The 14,764-nt window shown below is 46.5% G+C and carries 12 protein-coding genes; all 12 read right to left on the reverse strand.

The annotated features are described in order from the left end of the window. Positions 1 to 55 precede the first annotated feature (55 nt). On the reverse strand, positions 56 to 409 hold the full coding sequence (gene rbfA, locus AC1RRX_RS10655) for a 30S ribosome-binding factor RbfA (protein ID WP_003154185.1): 354 nt from the start codon (positions 407 to 409) through the stop codon (positions 56 to 58). A 16-nt stretch (positions 410 to 425) separates the two neighbouring features. Then, positions 426 to 704, reverse strand: coding sequence for a DUF503 domain-containing protein (locus AC1RRX_RS10660; RefSeq protein WP_003154188.1), 279 nt, complete (start codon positions 702 to 704; stop codon positions 426 to 428). Next, positions 701 to 2,848 carry a translation initiation factor IF-2 gene (infB, locus tag AC1RRX_RS10665; protein WP_053573443.1) on the reverse strand — a complete coding sequence of 716 codons (2,148 nt, stop codon included), beginning with the start codon at positions 2,846 to 2,848 and terminating at the stop codon, positions 701 to 703. Before infB ends, AC1RRX_RS10660 begins: the two co-directional genes overlap by 4 nt. Positions 2,849 to 2,867: 19 nt before the next feature. Beyond that, positions 2,868 to 3,170 (reverse strand): YlxQ family RNA-binding protein, encoded by a 303-nt coding sequence (locus AC1RRX_RS10670; protein WP_003154192.1) that lies wholly within the window; start codon positions 3,168 to 3,170, stop codon positions 2,868 to 2,870. 1 nt (position 3,171) lies between these two features. Next, complete coding sequence (gene rnpM / locus AC1RRX_RS10675; RefSeq protein ID WP_040238132.1) at positions 3,172 to 3,447, reverse strand: RNase P modulator RnpM; 276 nt, start codon at positions 3,445 to 3,447, stop codon at positions 3,172 to 3,174. 13 nt (positions 3,448 to 3,460) lie between these two features. Further along, positions 3,461 to 4,582: a transcription termination factor NusA gene (nusA, locus tag AC1RRX_RS10680; protein WP_003154195.1), complete on the reverse strand. Its 1,122-nt coding sequence runs from the start codon at positions 4,580 to 4,582 to the stop codon at positions 3,461 to 3,463. A gap of 39 nt (positions 4,583 to 4,621) precedes the next feature. Then, complete coding sequence (rimP, locus tag AC1RRX_RS10685) at positions 4,622 to 5,092, reverse strand: ribosome maturation factor RimP (protein ID WP_144464350.1); 471 nt, start codon at positions 5,090 to 5,092, stop codon at positions 4,622 to 4,624. A gap of 239 nt (positions 5,093 to 5,331) precedes the next feature. Next, on the reverse strand, positions 5,332 to 9,645 hold the full coding sequence (locus AC1RRX_RS10690) for a PolC-type DNA polymerase III (RefSeq protein WP_144464351.1): 4,314 nt from the start codon (positions 9,643 to 9,645) through the stop codon (positions 5,332 to 5,334). Between the two features lie 111 nt (positions 9,646 to 9,756). Next, on the reverse strand, positions 9,757 to 11,451 hold the full coding sequence (locus AC1RRX_RS10695) for a proline--tRNA ligase (protein ID WP_144464353.1): 1,695 nt from the start codon (positions 11,449 to 11,451) through the stop codon (positions 9,757 to 9,759). A 31-nt stretch (positions 11,452 to 11,482) separates the two neighbouring features. Then, on the reverse strand, positions 11,483 to 12,751 hold the full coding sequence (gene rseP / locus AC1RRX_RS10700) for an RIP metalloprotease RseP (RefSeq protein ID WP_007611459.1): 1,269 nt from the start codon (positions 12,749 to 12,751) through the stop codon (positions 11,483 to 11,485). A gap of 6 nt (positions 12,752 to 12,757) precedes the next feature. Further along, positions 12,758 to 13,909: a 1-deoxy-D-xylulose-5-phosphate reductoisomerase gene (dxr, locus tag AC1RRX_RS10705; protein ID WP_144464355.1), complete on the reverse strand. Its 1,152-nt coding sequence runs from the start codon at positions 13,907 to 13,909 to the stop codon at positions 12,758 to 12,760. Between the two features lie 55 nt (positions 13,910 to 13,964). Then, positions 13,965 to 14,762 (reverse strand): phosphatidate cytidylyltransferase, encoded by a 798-nt coding sequence (locus AC1RRX_RS10710; protein ID WP_007409796.1) that lies wholly within the window; start codon positions 14,760 to 14,762, stop codon positions 13,965 to 13,967. Positions 14,763 to 14,764: the final 2 nt, after the last annotated feature.

Genomic DNA, 14,764 nt, shown 5'->3' on the forward strand with positions numbered 1-14,764 from the left:
ATCCCGTAAAACGCAGAAAAGAGGACAGACGACACTCGCCCATCCTCTTTCCTTGTTATTCAGACGGTTTATCTGAATGCAGTTCGTGAATCAATGTTTCAATACGGTTGCCGTACTCAATTGATTCATCAAATTCAAATTCAAGCTCAGGCGTTTTGCGGAGTCTGATTCGGCTGCCGATTTCGGAACGGATAAATCCTTTCGCTTTCTCAAGCCCTTTCAGCGCCTCTTCTTTCTTTTTCTCTCCGCCGAGAACGGAGATATACACCTTCGCTATTTGTAAATCACCTGAAACACGTACGTCTGTTACAGTGAGAAATCCGATTCTCGGGTCTTTCAGCTTTCGGCTGATAATATCCCCGAGCTCTTTTTTCATCTGCTCGCCGACACGGTTTGCTCTCATACTCAATTCAATCACCTCTAAGTTAAAACCACTCTGTTCTAGTGATCGTCCGTTCTATTTCGGGAAAGGAGTCAATAAACGCGAGTACGCGCTGGATCTCCTTTTCCGCCTGAACGTGAGAGGAGGAGACGACAGCGATTCCGAAGCTGGTCCGCTGCCAAGTGTCCTGATAGCCGATTTCTGCGGCCGACACGTTGAACTTATTCTGAACCCTCGTTATAATCCGCTTCAGAACGGCTCGTTTCTCCTTTAATGATCCCGCATCATAAATGATGCATTCACATTCCGCAAATCCGATCACTTTCTTTCGATTTCCTGCATGACATACGCTTCAATGATGTCGCCTTCGCGAATGTCATTGTATTTCTTAATTGTAATACCACATTCATATCCTTGTGAAACTTCTTTCACATCATCTTTGAAGCGTTTCAGAACGTCTACTTCCCCTTCGAAGATGACCACGCCGTCACGGATCAGGCGGAGTCCGCTGTCACGTGTAATGTGGCCGTCTGTTACATATCCGCCGGCAATCGTGCCGATTTTCGACACTTTGAATGTTTGGCGCACTTCAACCTGGCCGATGACTTTTTCTTCGTATTCAGGATCAAGCATTCCTTTCATCGCCGCTTCAATTTCTTCGATGACTTTGTAAATGATACGGTGAAGACGGATATCTACATTTTCAGCTTCAGCCGTGCTCTTAGCATTTCCGTCTGGGCGCACATTAAACCCGATAACGATTGCATTTGAAGCAGATGCGAGAATGATGTCTGATTCCGTAATCGCACCGACGCCTGTGTGAATGATTTTCACTTTTACGCCTTCTACTTCAATTTTTTGAAGAGCGGCTGTTAACGCTTCGGCTGAGCCTTGAACGTCAGCTTTTACGATTAAATTGATGTCTTTGACATCGCCTTGTTTAATTTGTTCAAACAGATCATCGAGGCTCAGCTTCGCTTTGTCGCTGCGCTGTTCTTCCAGTTGCTTGGAAGCGCGTGCTTCACCGACAGAACGGGCTGTTTTTTCGTCTTTAAAGACGAGGAATTGATCGCCAGCCTGCGGTACGTCGTTTAAGCCCGTGATTTCTACAGGTGTGGACGGTCCGGCTGTTTTCACGCGGCGGCCGAGATCATTGACCATGGCCCGCACGCGGCCGAATGTATTTCCGACAACGATCGGATCTCCGACATTCAATGTTCCCGTTTGAACGAGAAGTGTCGCGACAGATCCTCTACCTTTATCGAGCTCAGCTTCAATAACCGTTCCTTTTGCCTGACGGTTCGGATTGGCTTTCAGCTCTTCCACTTCACTGACAAGCAGAATCATTTCGACAAGCTCGTCAATTCCCTTGCCTGTAAGAGCGGACAGAGGAACGAAAATTGTTTCTCCTCCCCATGCTTCAGGAACGAGTCCGTATTCAGTCAGCTCCTGCATGACACGGTCAGGGTTCGCGCTTTCTTTATCCACTTTATTCACGGCAACGATAATCGGAACCTCAGCCGCTTTCGCATGGTTGATGGCTTCGACTGTCTGCGGCATAACGCCGTCATCAGCCGCTACGACTAAAATGGTAATATCAGTTACTTCCGCACCGCGCGCACGCATTGTTGTGAACGCCGCGTGTCCCGGAGTATCTAAGAACGTGATTTTTTTGCCGTTTTCTTCGATCTGGTAAGCCCCGATATGCTGGGTGATTCCGCCGGCTTCACCTTCAACAACTTTTGTTTTTCTGATGCTGTCAAGGAGGGTCGTTTTCCCGTGGTCAACGTGGCCCATGATCGTCACGACAGGCGGACGGATTTGAAGATCTTCTTCTTTGTCAGCCTCTTCATATTTTTCAAGCTCAGTTTCTTCAAGCACAATCACTTCTTCTGTTTCTACACCGTATTCAGATGCGATCAGTTCGATTGTGTCTTTGTCAAGCTCCTGATTAATGGTAGCCATTACGCCCAGAAGCATCAGTTTTTTAATGAGTTCAGACGGCTCTTTGCCCAGTTCCTCGGCTAAAGCTCCGACTGTTAAAGAGCCGGAAAACGTAATTTTCTCAGGAAGCTCTTTTTTCGGCTTCAGCGGTTTTTGCTGATACTGATTTTTGTTGTTATGATTGCGTTTGTTTTTGTTTTTGTTGTTGTTATTCTTCTTGTTTTTGTTAAATTGATTATTCTGCACGTCATTCTTCTTTCCGTCTCGAATTTTGTTTGGTTGATTCCCAGCAGGCTGCTGATTAATCCCTTGCGGCTTGTTTTTGTTCGTTTCCGCAGGCTTCTGAGATGTAACGCCGGCGCCGCCTTTTTTAAATTTCGCATCAAGCTGCTTAATGGTCTTTTCTTCAAGCATTGCCATATGGTTATTTACTACTATATCCATGTTTTTCAGCGCAGTCAAAATTTCCTTGCTTGAAACATTGATGGCTTTTGCATATTCGTAAACTCTCATTTTAGCCATTCGTTCACCCCCAAAAATATTAATCGAGCAAGCTGATCAGCTTATTCGCAAAACCTTGGTCAGTGACGGCGACAACGACACGTGATTCCTTGCCGATAGAGCGGCCGAGATCAGCGCGGCTTTCGACTTTTTTATAAGGCACTTTATAATAATTGCATTTATCGGATACTTTTTTTGCAGTATTCGCAGATGCATCTTCTGTCAGCAGAACAAGTTTTGCACGCGCATTTCTAATTTCTTTTATAACCAAGTCCTCGCCCGACACGACCTTACGAGCTCGATTGGCCAGACCCAGCAAGGGAAACCATTCCATTCCAGACATGTTATTTTTTCACCTTTTCCGCCAGTTCCAGCAATTCTTCGAAAATCTGGTCATCGATTTGTGATTGAAATTGATTTTGCAATGTGTTTTTCTTTTTCGCAGCTAAGATGCATTCTTTCTCAAGGGTCATATAGGCGCCCCGCCCGTTCTTCTTTCCGGTCGGATCGACTGAAATCTCTCCTTCTTTAGAACGGACAATTCGGATCAGTTCCTTTTTAGGCTTCATTTCCCCCGTTACCACGCATTTACGCAGAGGAATTTTTTTTCGCTTATTCACCTAAAGTCACCTCTTATTCATCCGATTCGGCTGTTTCAGGCTCCATAAAGAGCGGCTCTAAATCGTCATCTTCTTCATGCTCTCTCGGATAGATGCCAAGGTCTCTTGCATCCGTTTCACTTTTGATATCGATTTTCCAGCCTGTCAGTTTCGCAGCTAAGCGGGCGTTTTGCCCTCTTTTTCCGATTGCCAGAGAAAGCTGGTAATCAGGAACGATGACAGTCGTGGCTTTTTCTTCTTCGCTGACGATGACATCCAGCACTTTAGACGGGCTGAGCGCATTGGCAACAAATTCAACCGGATCGTCAGACCAGTTGACGATATCAATTTTTTCGCCTTTCAGTTCATTGACGATCGCCTGCACGCGCTGGCCTTTAGGACCGACGCATGAACCGACCGGATCAACGTCAGGATCATCAGTGCGGACGGAGATTTTAGAGCGGTCGCCCGCTTCTCTGGCAACGGATTTCAGTTCGACCGTTCCGTCATAAATTTCCGGCACTTCGATTTCAAAAAGACGCTTCAACAGACCAGGATGCGTTCTTGATACATAGATCTGAGGCCCTTTTGTCGTTTTTTCGACTTTTGTGATAAATACTTTAATCCGATCGTGCGGTTTATAGCTCTCATTCGGCATTTGTTCATTGACGGGCAGCAGCGCTTCAATCTTACCGAGAGACACGTAAATAAACTTGCTGTCTAAGCGCTGTACAATTCCCGTCATGATGTCTTCTTCACGATCGATAAATTCTGAGTAAATCACGCCGCGCTCAGCTTCACGGACACGCTGCGTCACCACTTGTTTCGCCGTCTGCGCAGCAATGCGGCCGAAGTCTTTCGGCGTTACTTCTATTTCAACGACATCTCCGACAAGGTAGTTCGGATGGATGTGCTGGGCGTCGTCAAGCGAGATTTCAAGTCTTGAATCGTATACCTCGTCTACGACATCCTTTCTTGCGAACACGCGGATCGTGCCCGTCTCACGGTTCAGATCGACCCGTACGTTTTGCGCCTGGTTAAAATTTCGCTTATACGCGGAAATTAAGGCAGCTTCAATTGCTTCGATGATAATGTCTTTACTGATGCCTTTTTCTTTTTCAAGAATAGTGAGAGCATCTAATAGTTCACTGCTCATGTTAGCGGTCTCCCCCCTTAAACACTAATACTTCATTCATTAAAATGTTACAGCTAATCTTGCGTTAGCTATTTTTTCATACGGAATATTGACCCGTTTCTTTCTTGTTTTGACCGTCATCTCTATTGTAACAGTTTGTCCATCGAATTCAGCCAATTTGCCTTCAAACACTTTTAAACCGTCAATCGGTTCGTACGTTTTCATGTACACATTTTTGCCCAGTGATTTTTCGAAGTCGGCTTTTTTCTTTAATGGACGCTCGGCTCCAGGAGAAGATACTTCAAGAAAGTAGTTCTGGGTGATCGGATCGGCCTCATCCAGCTTTTCGCTTAACGCTTCGCTGACTTTGGCGCACTCCTCAATATCAACACCGTTCTCGGAATCAATAAACACGCGAAGGAACCAGTTTTGACCCTCTTTGACAAATTCAATGTCTACGAGATCAAGCTGAAGGTCATCCAGTATGGGCTGAGCCATTTCTTGAACGGTATCAGTCACTTTTTTGCTCATGTTTTTCCTCCTTGTGCTGTCGATATCATATCAGCCGTTCCTCTGCATAAAAACCCTGCTTCAAAAGAGCAGGGGCATTGAGAAAACGATGGACATGTCGAGGCAAAATTGCCTGTTCAATACAAAAGAGCGGGTTTCCCCACTCTTTGCCTCGGTAATCGTTAGCATTTCCAATAAAACTATACCATAACCATATATTTAATGCAAATCAAACTCCGCTCGGAGGCTGTGCACAAAGCTTAAAACAGAGACAGCTGATTTTGGTCCGGAAGCGACTCAAGACAGCCGTGACGGTCTAAATACTCTAAAATGGTTTTTGACACTTTTCCTCGTTTTTGAAGATCCTCTTTTGAAAGGAACTCCCCTTCTTTCCGCGCTTTCACAATATTGAGAGCGGCGTTGGTTCCGAGTCCCGGAATTGAGTTGAACGGCGGGATGAGACTGTTGCCGTCAATGATAAATTCCGAAGCGCTCGAACGGTATAGATCGACCTTCTGGAAAGAATAGCCGCGCTCACACATTTCAAGCGCAAGCTCTAACACGGTAAGGAGGTTTTTCTCCTTCGGCGAAGCATCAAGCCCTTTAGAGCTGATATCATCCATCACCGCTCTGATGGCGGTCGAGCCTTTAATCATTGTATCAATGTCAAAGTCATCTGCGCGGACGGTAAAATACGCAGCATAATATAAAAGCGCGTGATGCACTTTAAAATAGGCAATCCGCACCGCCATCAGCACGTATGCGGCGGCGTGGGCTTTCGGGAACATGTATTTGATTTTTTTGCATGAATCAATATACCAGTTCGGCACATTGTTCTTTTTCATTTCTTCTTCCCATTCCGGCGTCAGGCCTTTGCCTTTACGGACGAATTCCATGATTTTAAAGGCCAGTGAAGGCTCAAGGCCCTGATAGATCAAGTAAACCATAATGTCATCACGGCAGCCGATCACTTCGCTCAGTTCACACGTATTGTTGTGTATCAGTTCCTGCGCATTGCCGAGCCATACGTCTGTTCCGTGAGAAAGCCCGGAAATCTGGACAAGCTCGGAGAACGTCGTCGGCTTCGTATCCTCAAGCATCTGCCGCACAAATCGCGTCCCGAATTCAGGAATGCCGAGCGTCCCCGTTTTACAGCCGATCTGCTCTTCAGTGACGCCGAGCGATTCTGTGCCTTGGAAAATCTTCATAACTTCCGGATCATCTGTCGGAATCGTCTTCGGATCAATTCCGCTTAAATCCTGAAGCATCCGGATGACGGTCGGATCATCGTGCCCCAATATATCAAGCTTCAGCAGGTTGTCATGAATGGAGTGGAAGTCAAAATGAGTCGTTTTCCATTCAGACCCCGTCGCATCTGCCGGGAATTGTATCGGTGAAAAATCGTAAATATCCATGTAATCCGGGACAACGATAATCCCCCCCGGGTGCTGGCCGGTCGTTCTCTTAACGCCGGTGCAGCCCTGCACCAGACGGTCGATCTCCGCGCCGCGCATGTGCAGGTTGTGATCGCCCGCATAGCCTTTCACATATCCGTAAGCCGTCTTTTCCGCGACGGTGCCGATCGTTCCAGCGCGATACACGTTATCTTCACCGAACAATACTTTCGTGTAGTTATGGGCATGCGGCTGATACTCACCTGAGAAGTTCAAGTCGATATCGGGTACTTTGTCACCTTTAAAGCCTAAGAACGTTTCAAACGGGATATCATGTCCGTCCTTTTTCAAAGGTGTGCCGCAAGACGGGCAGCTTTTATCCGGAAGGTCAAAACCGGAACCGACTGATCCGTCATTAAAGAATTCGGAATATCGGCAGCTCGGGCACACGTAGTGCGGAGCGAGCGGGTTCACTTCAGTGATTTCCGTTAAGGTCGCCACAAGCGATGAACCGACGGACCCCCGGGAGCCGACGAGATAACCGTCATCCAGAGACCGTTTTACAAGCTTATGAGAGATGAGATAAATAACGGCGAACCCATGACCGATGATACTTTTTAATTCTTTTTCTATTCTCGCTTCTACAATTTCGGGAAGCTCTTCACCGTAAATGCTTCTGGCGCGCTGATAGCTCATTTCACGGATTTCTTCATCAGCCCCGTCAATTTTCGGCGTGTACAGATCGTCTTTGATCGGTTTGATCTCATCGATCATCGAAGCGACTTTCTGCGTATTGTCAACCACGATTTCTTTCGCTTTTTCCGCACCGAGGAAGGAGAAAGCCTCCAGCATTTCATCTGTCGTTCTGAAGTGCACTTTAGGCAGTTCGTGTCTGTTTAACGGGTTGGCGCCGCCTTGGGAAGATATTAAGATCTTCCGGTAAATTTTATCCTCATCGTTTAAATAGTGGACATTTCCCGTAGCCACGACCGGCTTATTCAATTTTTCTCCGAGCTTCGTAATGTTGGCGATGATTTCTTTCAGCGCTTTTTCATCCCGGACGAGCTCAAGCTGCAGAAGGTGTCTGTATACTTCCGGCGGCTGCACTTCAAGATAATCATAGAAGGATGCGATATCTTCAACCTCTTCAGGTGATTTTTGCATCATGCCTTCAAAGACCTCTCCCCTGTCACAGGCAGAGCCGATTAACAGACCTTCTCTGTATTTATTAAGCTGCGACCTCGGAATGCGCGGCACTCTGTAGAAATATTGAATATGAGAAATGGACACGAGCTTAAACAGATTTTTAAGGCCGGTCTCATTTACGGCAAGCAATGTAGCGTGATAAGGCCTTGATCTCTGATAAGCATTGGATTGTCCCATATTCTCATTCAGCTGATCATGATAAAAAATGTCACTTTCAGCGGCATCTTTGAGCATTTTCAACAGCAGGTAGCCCGTTGCTTCAGCGTCAAAAACCGCTCGGTGATGCTGGGTTAATTCGATATCAAACTTCTTACATAACGTATTTAAGCGGTGATTTTTAAACTCAGGATACAGGAAACGCGCGAGTTCCAGCGTATCAATGACCGGATTTTTCGCTTTTTCCGTTTTCAAAAGTCGCTTGTACGCCACATTTAAAAATCCCATATCAAAGCTGGCGTTATGAGCCACAAGCACGTCATCGCCGATCCATTCTTTAAAATCCCGGACGACGTCAACGACATCGGGAGCGTCGCGGACCATGTCGTCCGTAATCCCGGTAAGCTCTATCGTCGTTGCTGACAGCGGATGGTGCGGATTGGCGAATGCTTCGAATTTATCGATAATTTCTCCGCCTCTTATTTTGACTGCGGCAAGCTCAATGATGGTGTCATACACTGCGGACAAACCTGTCGTTTCAACGTCAAAGACGACGTATGTGTCTTCTTCCAGGAGACGGTGAGCTGGATTGTATGCGATCGGAACGCCGTCATCTACGATATTGGCTTCCATTCCGTAAATCATTTTAATGCCGTGTTTTTTCGCGGCGGAATAGGCATCCGGGAAAGACTGCACAACGGCATGATCAGTTAACGCAATCGCTTCATGTCCCCATTTTTTCGCCTGTTTGACAAGCTTTCCGATGCCCGTTACAGCATCCATTTGGCTCATCGGAGAATGCAGATGAAGCTCAACCCGTTTTTCGCCTTCAGGAGCGGTGTCTTCACGGGTTTTGGCTTTTATTTCATTTACGTCATTTGCAATCATGACGAGGTCTCTGACGAATGTATCGTTTTGAATGCTTCCCCGCGCCTTCACCCACATGCCTTTTTTCAGCGTTTTCATCAAAGCGGCGTCTTCTTTTTCTCTGGCGAACATTTTTACTAAAATGCTGTTTGTATAGTCCGTGATTTTGAAAATGCAGAGCGTGCGTCCGCTTTTCAGCTCGCGTGTTTCAGCATCAAACACAAACCCCTGCACCGTAATTCTTCTTTCTTCATCCATGATGCTGTCAAGCGTCCGGATTTCTTCGTTCTCTTTAATTTGATAGCCGATGACAAGCGGTCCGGACGGTGCCTGATCCTCATCGCCCTCTTTTTCCTTCTTCTCCATCTCGATAAGCGCCTGCATCGCCCGCTCCTGATCTTCTGCAAGCTTTTGCTCGCGGAATTTCTGGACTTCTTGGTCAGATACGAAAATTTCGGTATCCAGCTGCAGTTCCGGAAAGCCGAATTGGCGGTAGCTGTGCTGAATCAGCGCGCTGTATTTATTTTTGAGCGCAGATGCTTCTGTATCTGTTTTTGTTTTCACGATCAGTTTGTTTCCCTTGAGCTTCGGCTTCTGCTGATTCAAAAGAGCCACCATCGGCGGCGAGGTTCCTTCAAGCTCTTCAATACAGCGTGTCCAATAATCCTGTACAAGCTCCTCTGTCACTGTAGGGTCGATGACCTGAACAGACGATGTGACACGGGCGATGTGAGCAAACGATTGTGTTAACCTCATCATGAATGAATCATATATTTGATACGGCAAAAGAGCCTTAAAGCGAAATTGGAAATGCCAGGCCTTTTCTGCTTTATGGATTGTCAGTTTATCAATCTCTCCGTCTTCAAAGTATGTCATGAAGGTATCATCTGTCATATTAAGCTGCTGCAGAAGAATCTGAAACTGTCTTCTGTTTACTGATAACTGTTCCATTCAGACAGTATCCCTCCCTTAAAACATCATAAGTGAAGGTACCTCCGCAGGTGATGAGGTACCTTCTTTTTTCTCTATTTTAACATGATTTTGTATGATTCGTTATGGTGATTACTTCGTCTTAATAAATTCAGAAAGCTCATCCACTGAAACTTCGGCAGATTCACCGGTTTTGCGGATTTTCACTTCTACGATGCCTTCGTCGGCACGTTTTCCGACAGTGATGCGGATCGGAAGGCCGATCAGATCAGAATCAGCAAACTTCACGCCTGCGCGTTCAGCACGGTCATCGTATAATACCTCATAACCTTCCGCCTGGAATTTGCCGTAAAGCTGTTCAGCAAGCTCTTTTTGCGCTTCGTTTTTCATATTCAGTGCCAAAATATGAAGATCATACGGAGCAACGCTTTTCGGCCAGATCAAGCCTTTTTCGTCGTGATGCTGTTCAGCGATGGCTGAAAGCGTTCTGGACACGCCGATTCCGTAACATCCCATCAGCATCGGCTGCGCACGCCCGTTTTCATCAAGGTATGTCGCATTCATCGCTTCAGAGTAACGCGTGCCGAGTTTAAAGACTTGTCCGACCTCAATCCCTTCAGCGAAACGGATCGTGCCTTTTCCGTCAGGTGACGGATCGCCTTCCTGAATGATTCGAAGATCGGCATATGCTTTTACTGACGCGTCACGTTCGATGTTTACGTTTCGGTAATGACGGTCTTTTTCATTCGCGCCGCTAACGGCGTTTACCATTACTTTCACGGCTTGGTCGGCATAAATCTCAATGTCGCCGGCAGCGCCGATCGGCCCCGCAAATCCCGGCTCCGTGCCAAGTTTCTCTGCTACTTCTTCATGAGACGCAAGCTCAACCACTTCCGTGTTCAGAAGGTTTTTCACTTTCACGTCATTGACCTCATGATCGCCTCTTACTAACACGAGAACAAATCGGTCATCAGCTTTAAACAGCATGGATTTGATGCAGGCGCTCGGCTCGATCTGCAAGAACGAAGCGAGCTCTTCAATGCTTTTGACATTCGGCGTATCAATTTTCTCCAATGCCTCGGGTGTTTCATCTGACGGCTCGCTGTTCATGACAACTTCCGCCATTTCCGTATTGGCTGCGTAAGAGGATCCATCGGAATAAGCGATGGTATCTTCCCCTATTTCAGAAAGAGCCATAAATTCATGCGTGTCTTTTCCGCCCATCGCGCCCGAGTCGGCAATAACGGGACGGACGTTTAATTCACAGCGTGCGAAAATGCTGCTGTATGCGCCGTACATGTTTTGGTATGTTTCCTCAAGACTTGCTTCAGAAGCATGGAAAGAATACGCATCTTTCATGATGAATTCGCGTCCGCGCAATAACCCGAAACGCGGGCGTTTTTCATCTCTGAATTTAGACTGGATCTGGTAAAGAGTGAGTGGCAGACGCTTATAAGATTTCACCTCATCGCGCACGAGAGAAGTAATGACTTCTTCATGTGTCGCGCCTAAAGCAAATTCACGGCCGTGGCGGTCTTTCAGACGCATTAATTCAGGCCCGTACGTATACCACCTGCCTGATTCCTGCCATGTTTCAGCCTGCTGAAGGGCCGGCATCAGCATTTCCACCGCGTTGATTTTTTCCATTTCTTCACGCACGATCTTCTGAATGTTTTGAATGACCCTGTAAGCCAGGGGCATGTAGCTGTAAACCCCGCTCGTATTTTGTCTGATAAATCCCGCTCTCAGCAGAAGCTTATGGCTTTTTGCTTCAGCATCAGCCGGCACTTCTCTCAGGGTCGGAATAAGCGTCAAACTTTGTCTCATGTCTTCGCACCTCTGATTTTTTACTAGTCAATTATAAGAATAAACGCTGGATATCGTTCCATGTGACAACCAGCATAAGAAGCATTAAGAAAGCTACGCCGATAAATACGACAAATGCTTCCTTGTCACGGTTTATCGGCTTGCCGCGGATTGCTTCAATGAATAAAAACAGCAGCCGCCCGCCGTCAAGCGCCGGTATCGGCAGCAGGTTGACAATTCCCAGGTTGATGCTTAAAAACGCCGCAAACTGGAATAGGTTGATAATACCGGTTTTTGCAACTTGATCCGTCATATCATAAATGCCGACAGGACCCGAAAGCATATCAAGCTTAAACTGGCCTGTCACAAGTTTGCTCAGATTGGTCAGGATCGCTTTTGTGACATCAACGGTAGATGTCGCGCCGTAGGCAATCGCTGCAAGCGCGCCTTTTTCAGTCGGCGCATAAGAGCCGAAGCGGCCGATTGTTTTTTTATTTTCATCTTTTACAGCTTCAGGTGTAACCGAGATATGAAACGATTTGCCGTCCCGTTTGACGGCGACATCGATTTTTTTTCCGGGATTTTCTTTTACCGCTGTCACGATGTCGGTCCATGACCTCATTTTTTCACCGTTAATGCTCTGGATATAGTCGCCTTCTTTTAAACCGGCAGCCGCTGCGCGTCCATTGTCTGTCAGCTTCCCGAGCTCAGGCTGATTCGAAGGCACGCCTTGAATGAATCCAAGCATGACGAGAATGACATACGCTAAGATGAAGTTCATTATCGGACCGGCAGCAATCGCCTTAATCCGCTTCCATACGGGTTTAGACCCGAATTGTCGATTGTAAGGCGCAATCTGCACTTCTTCTCCGTCTACGATAAAAAAAGAGGTCTGACTGACAGTAAAGCCCGCCAGTTCATCTTCTTTCCCCTGCTCGTACCCGGTAATCTTCATTTCGTGCTCAAGATCAGCCGTCTCCACCTCGATAATTAAAGCGTCGGGATATTTTTCCTTTTGATTAATGATGACTTTTTCCACTTCGTCATCTTTATTAAAAAGAAGCCCGACGGTATAACCGGGTTTGACTTCAATCATCTCCGGGTCTTCACCGGCCATGCGGACGAACCCGCCGACCGGAAGGAGTCTGATCGTATACACGGTTTCATTCTTTTTAAATGAAAAGATTTTAGGGCCGAAGCCGATCGCAAATTCACGGCAAAGGATTCCCGCTCTTTGGGCGAGCAATAAATGCCCGAGCTCATGGAAAAAAACGAGCGTTCCGAAAATAATAATAAACGCGATAACTGTATTCACGAACATACCACCTTATGTGAGTATTGAATTAACGTATCCCCGGGTGTCTTTGTCCACTTCTTGGATATCCGCAAGACTCGGATCCTGAATTACGCTGTGGCGGTCCAATGCTTGTTCAATCAGGTTCTCAATCGATAAGAATGAAATCCGTCCGGCAAGAAAAGCGGCAACGGCTTCTTCGTTGGCCGCATTTAAAACCGTCGGCATCGTTCCCCCTATTTTACCTGATTCAAAGGCAAATTGTAAGCAGCGGAACCTTTCAAAGTCAGCTTTCGCAAAATGGAGGCTTCCGATCTCCCATAATTCAAGCCTTTTTGTTTCAGGCAGAGGCAGACGGTCCGGATATGTCAGCGCATATTGAATCGGCACCCTCATGTCCGGATTTCCGAGCTGGGCGATGACGCTTCTGTCGTGAAATTCAACCATCGAATGAATGATGCTCTCCTTATGTAATACAACGTCAATCTGTTCATACGGAATGTCAAACAGCCAATGCGCCTCAATGACTTCAAGTCCTTTATTCATCATTGTAGCCGAGTCAATCGTAATTTTTGCGCCCATCGACCAGTTCGGGTGGTTAAGGGCGTCGGCAATCGTTACAGACTCAAGCTCCTGCCGCGTTTTATCTCTGAAACTGCCGCCGGATGCCGTAATGACCAGGCGCTCGATATTTTTGCTCTGTTCGCCCTGCAGCGCCTGAAAAATAGCGGAATGTTCGCTGTCGACCGGAAGAAGAGGAACACCGTATCGTTTTGCGTGTCCTTTCACTATATGCCCGGCAGTGACGAGAGTTTCCTTATTTGCAAGCGCAATTGTTTTTTTCTGTTCAATCGCTTTCAAAGTCGGGATTAAACCGACGCTTCCAAGCAGCGCATTGACCACGATATCGACTTCGTCCATGACTGCCGCTTCAATCAGGCCTTCTTCTCCGATGCCGATTTGACATTCATGAGAAAAAGTCGCTTCTTTCACTTTTTGGTATGTATCCATGTCGCCGACTGCTACATATTTCGGCTGAAACGTTCTGATCAACGGGATCGCTTTCTCGGCGTTTTTACCGAAAGTCATCGAGACGAGACGGAACTGATCTTGATGCATGCGCAATACGTCTAACGTCTGCTCCCCTATTGATCCTGTTGCTCCTAAAAGACAAATATTCTTCAAAATGCCACTCCCATTCTATGCGTCCAGATCGGTCTTATTTTCATATTAGCCTTTCTCATGAAAAAAGCGCAAGCAGAAAGTATAAGAACGGCATGACAAACAAAAAGCTGTCAAATCGATCTAAAATGCCGCCGTGCCCGGGAAGGATTTTTCCCGAATCCTTCACATCATAGTGCCGCTTAAGCGCTGATTCAACCAAATCCCCGATCTGTCCGAATACAGACAGAACAAGCGTGATGACCAAAAGAACCGGGTATGAAATCGGAAGGTGCGCAAACAGCTGAAAAACAGCCGTAAAAATAAGGGCGATGACAATACCGCCGAGAAACCCTTCCACTGTTTTGTTGGGGCTGATTTCGGGCCACAGCTTCCGCTTCCCGAGCGACTTTCCGACGAAATATGCGCCTGAGTCCGTTGACCATATGACAACGCAGGCATAAAAGATATACAAAAGCCCGTTTGTTTCAATGTTTCTGATTTCAATAAAATAATGAAAACACAGTCCGATATATACCGTCGCGAGAACGATAAACCCGACTTCGTCAAACGTAAAGGTGTTTTTCACGAGCACCGTATAGCTGAGCAGAATCAATACAGCGAAAATCGTTACTTCCATTTTCGCATCGAAAAAATGATACTTGTCCGGCATCATATACAGCCATAACAACAAGAGGCTGATCAGACCCGGAAAAGAAAAAAATCTGAGCTTTTTCATCCGCAAAAGCTCAAAAAGCGCTATACTTCCCATCACGTAAACAAATACGGTGAACGGCAATCCTCCGAAAATAACCAAAAATAAAAATAATGCCGCTGCCAGAACACCTGTTAACAATCTTTGTTTCATTTCCACCATCC

Source organism: Bacillus sp. GW821-FHT11D08, assembly GCF_058808515.1.

Excerpts from the sequence above, each read along its gene's own strand:
- AC1RRX_RS10695 (WP_144464353.1), bottom strand. The coding sequence starts at position 11,451 with ATGAGACAAAGTTTGACGCTTATTCCGACCCTGAGAGAAGTGCCGGCT.
- AC1RRX_RS10690 (WP_144464351.1), bottom strand. The coding sequence starts at position 9,645 with ATGGAACAGTTATCAGTAAACAGAAGACAGTTTCAGATTCTTCTGCAG.
- nusA (WP_003154195.1), bottom strand. The coding sequence starts at position 4,582 with ATGAGCAGTGAACTATTAGATGCTCTCACTATTCTTGAAAAAGAAAAA.
- AC1RRX_RS10670 (WP_003154192.1), bottom strand. The coding sequence starts at position 3,170 with ATGTCTGGAATGGAATGGTTTCCCTTGCTGGGTCTGGCCAATCGAGCT.
- rimP (WP_144464350.1), bottom strand. The coding sequence starts at position 5,092 with ATGAGCAAAAAAGTGACTGATACCGTTCAAGAAATGGCTCAGCCCATA.
- rseP (WP_007611459.1), bottom strand. The coding sequence starts at position 12,751 with ATGTTCGTGAATACAGTTATCGCGTTTATTATTATTTTCGGAACGCTC.
- AC1RRX_RS10710 (WP_007409796.1), bottom strand. The coding sequence starts at position 14,762 with ATGGTGGAAATGAAACAAAGATTGTTAACAGGTGTTCTGGCAGCGGCA.
- infB (WP_053573443.1), bottom strand. The coding sequence starts at position 2,848 with ATGGCTAAAATGAGAGTTTACGAATATGCAAAAGCCATCAATGTTTCA.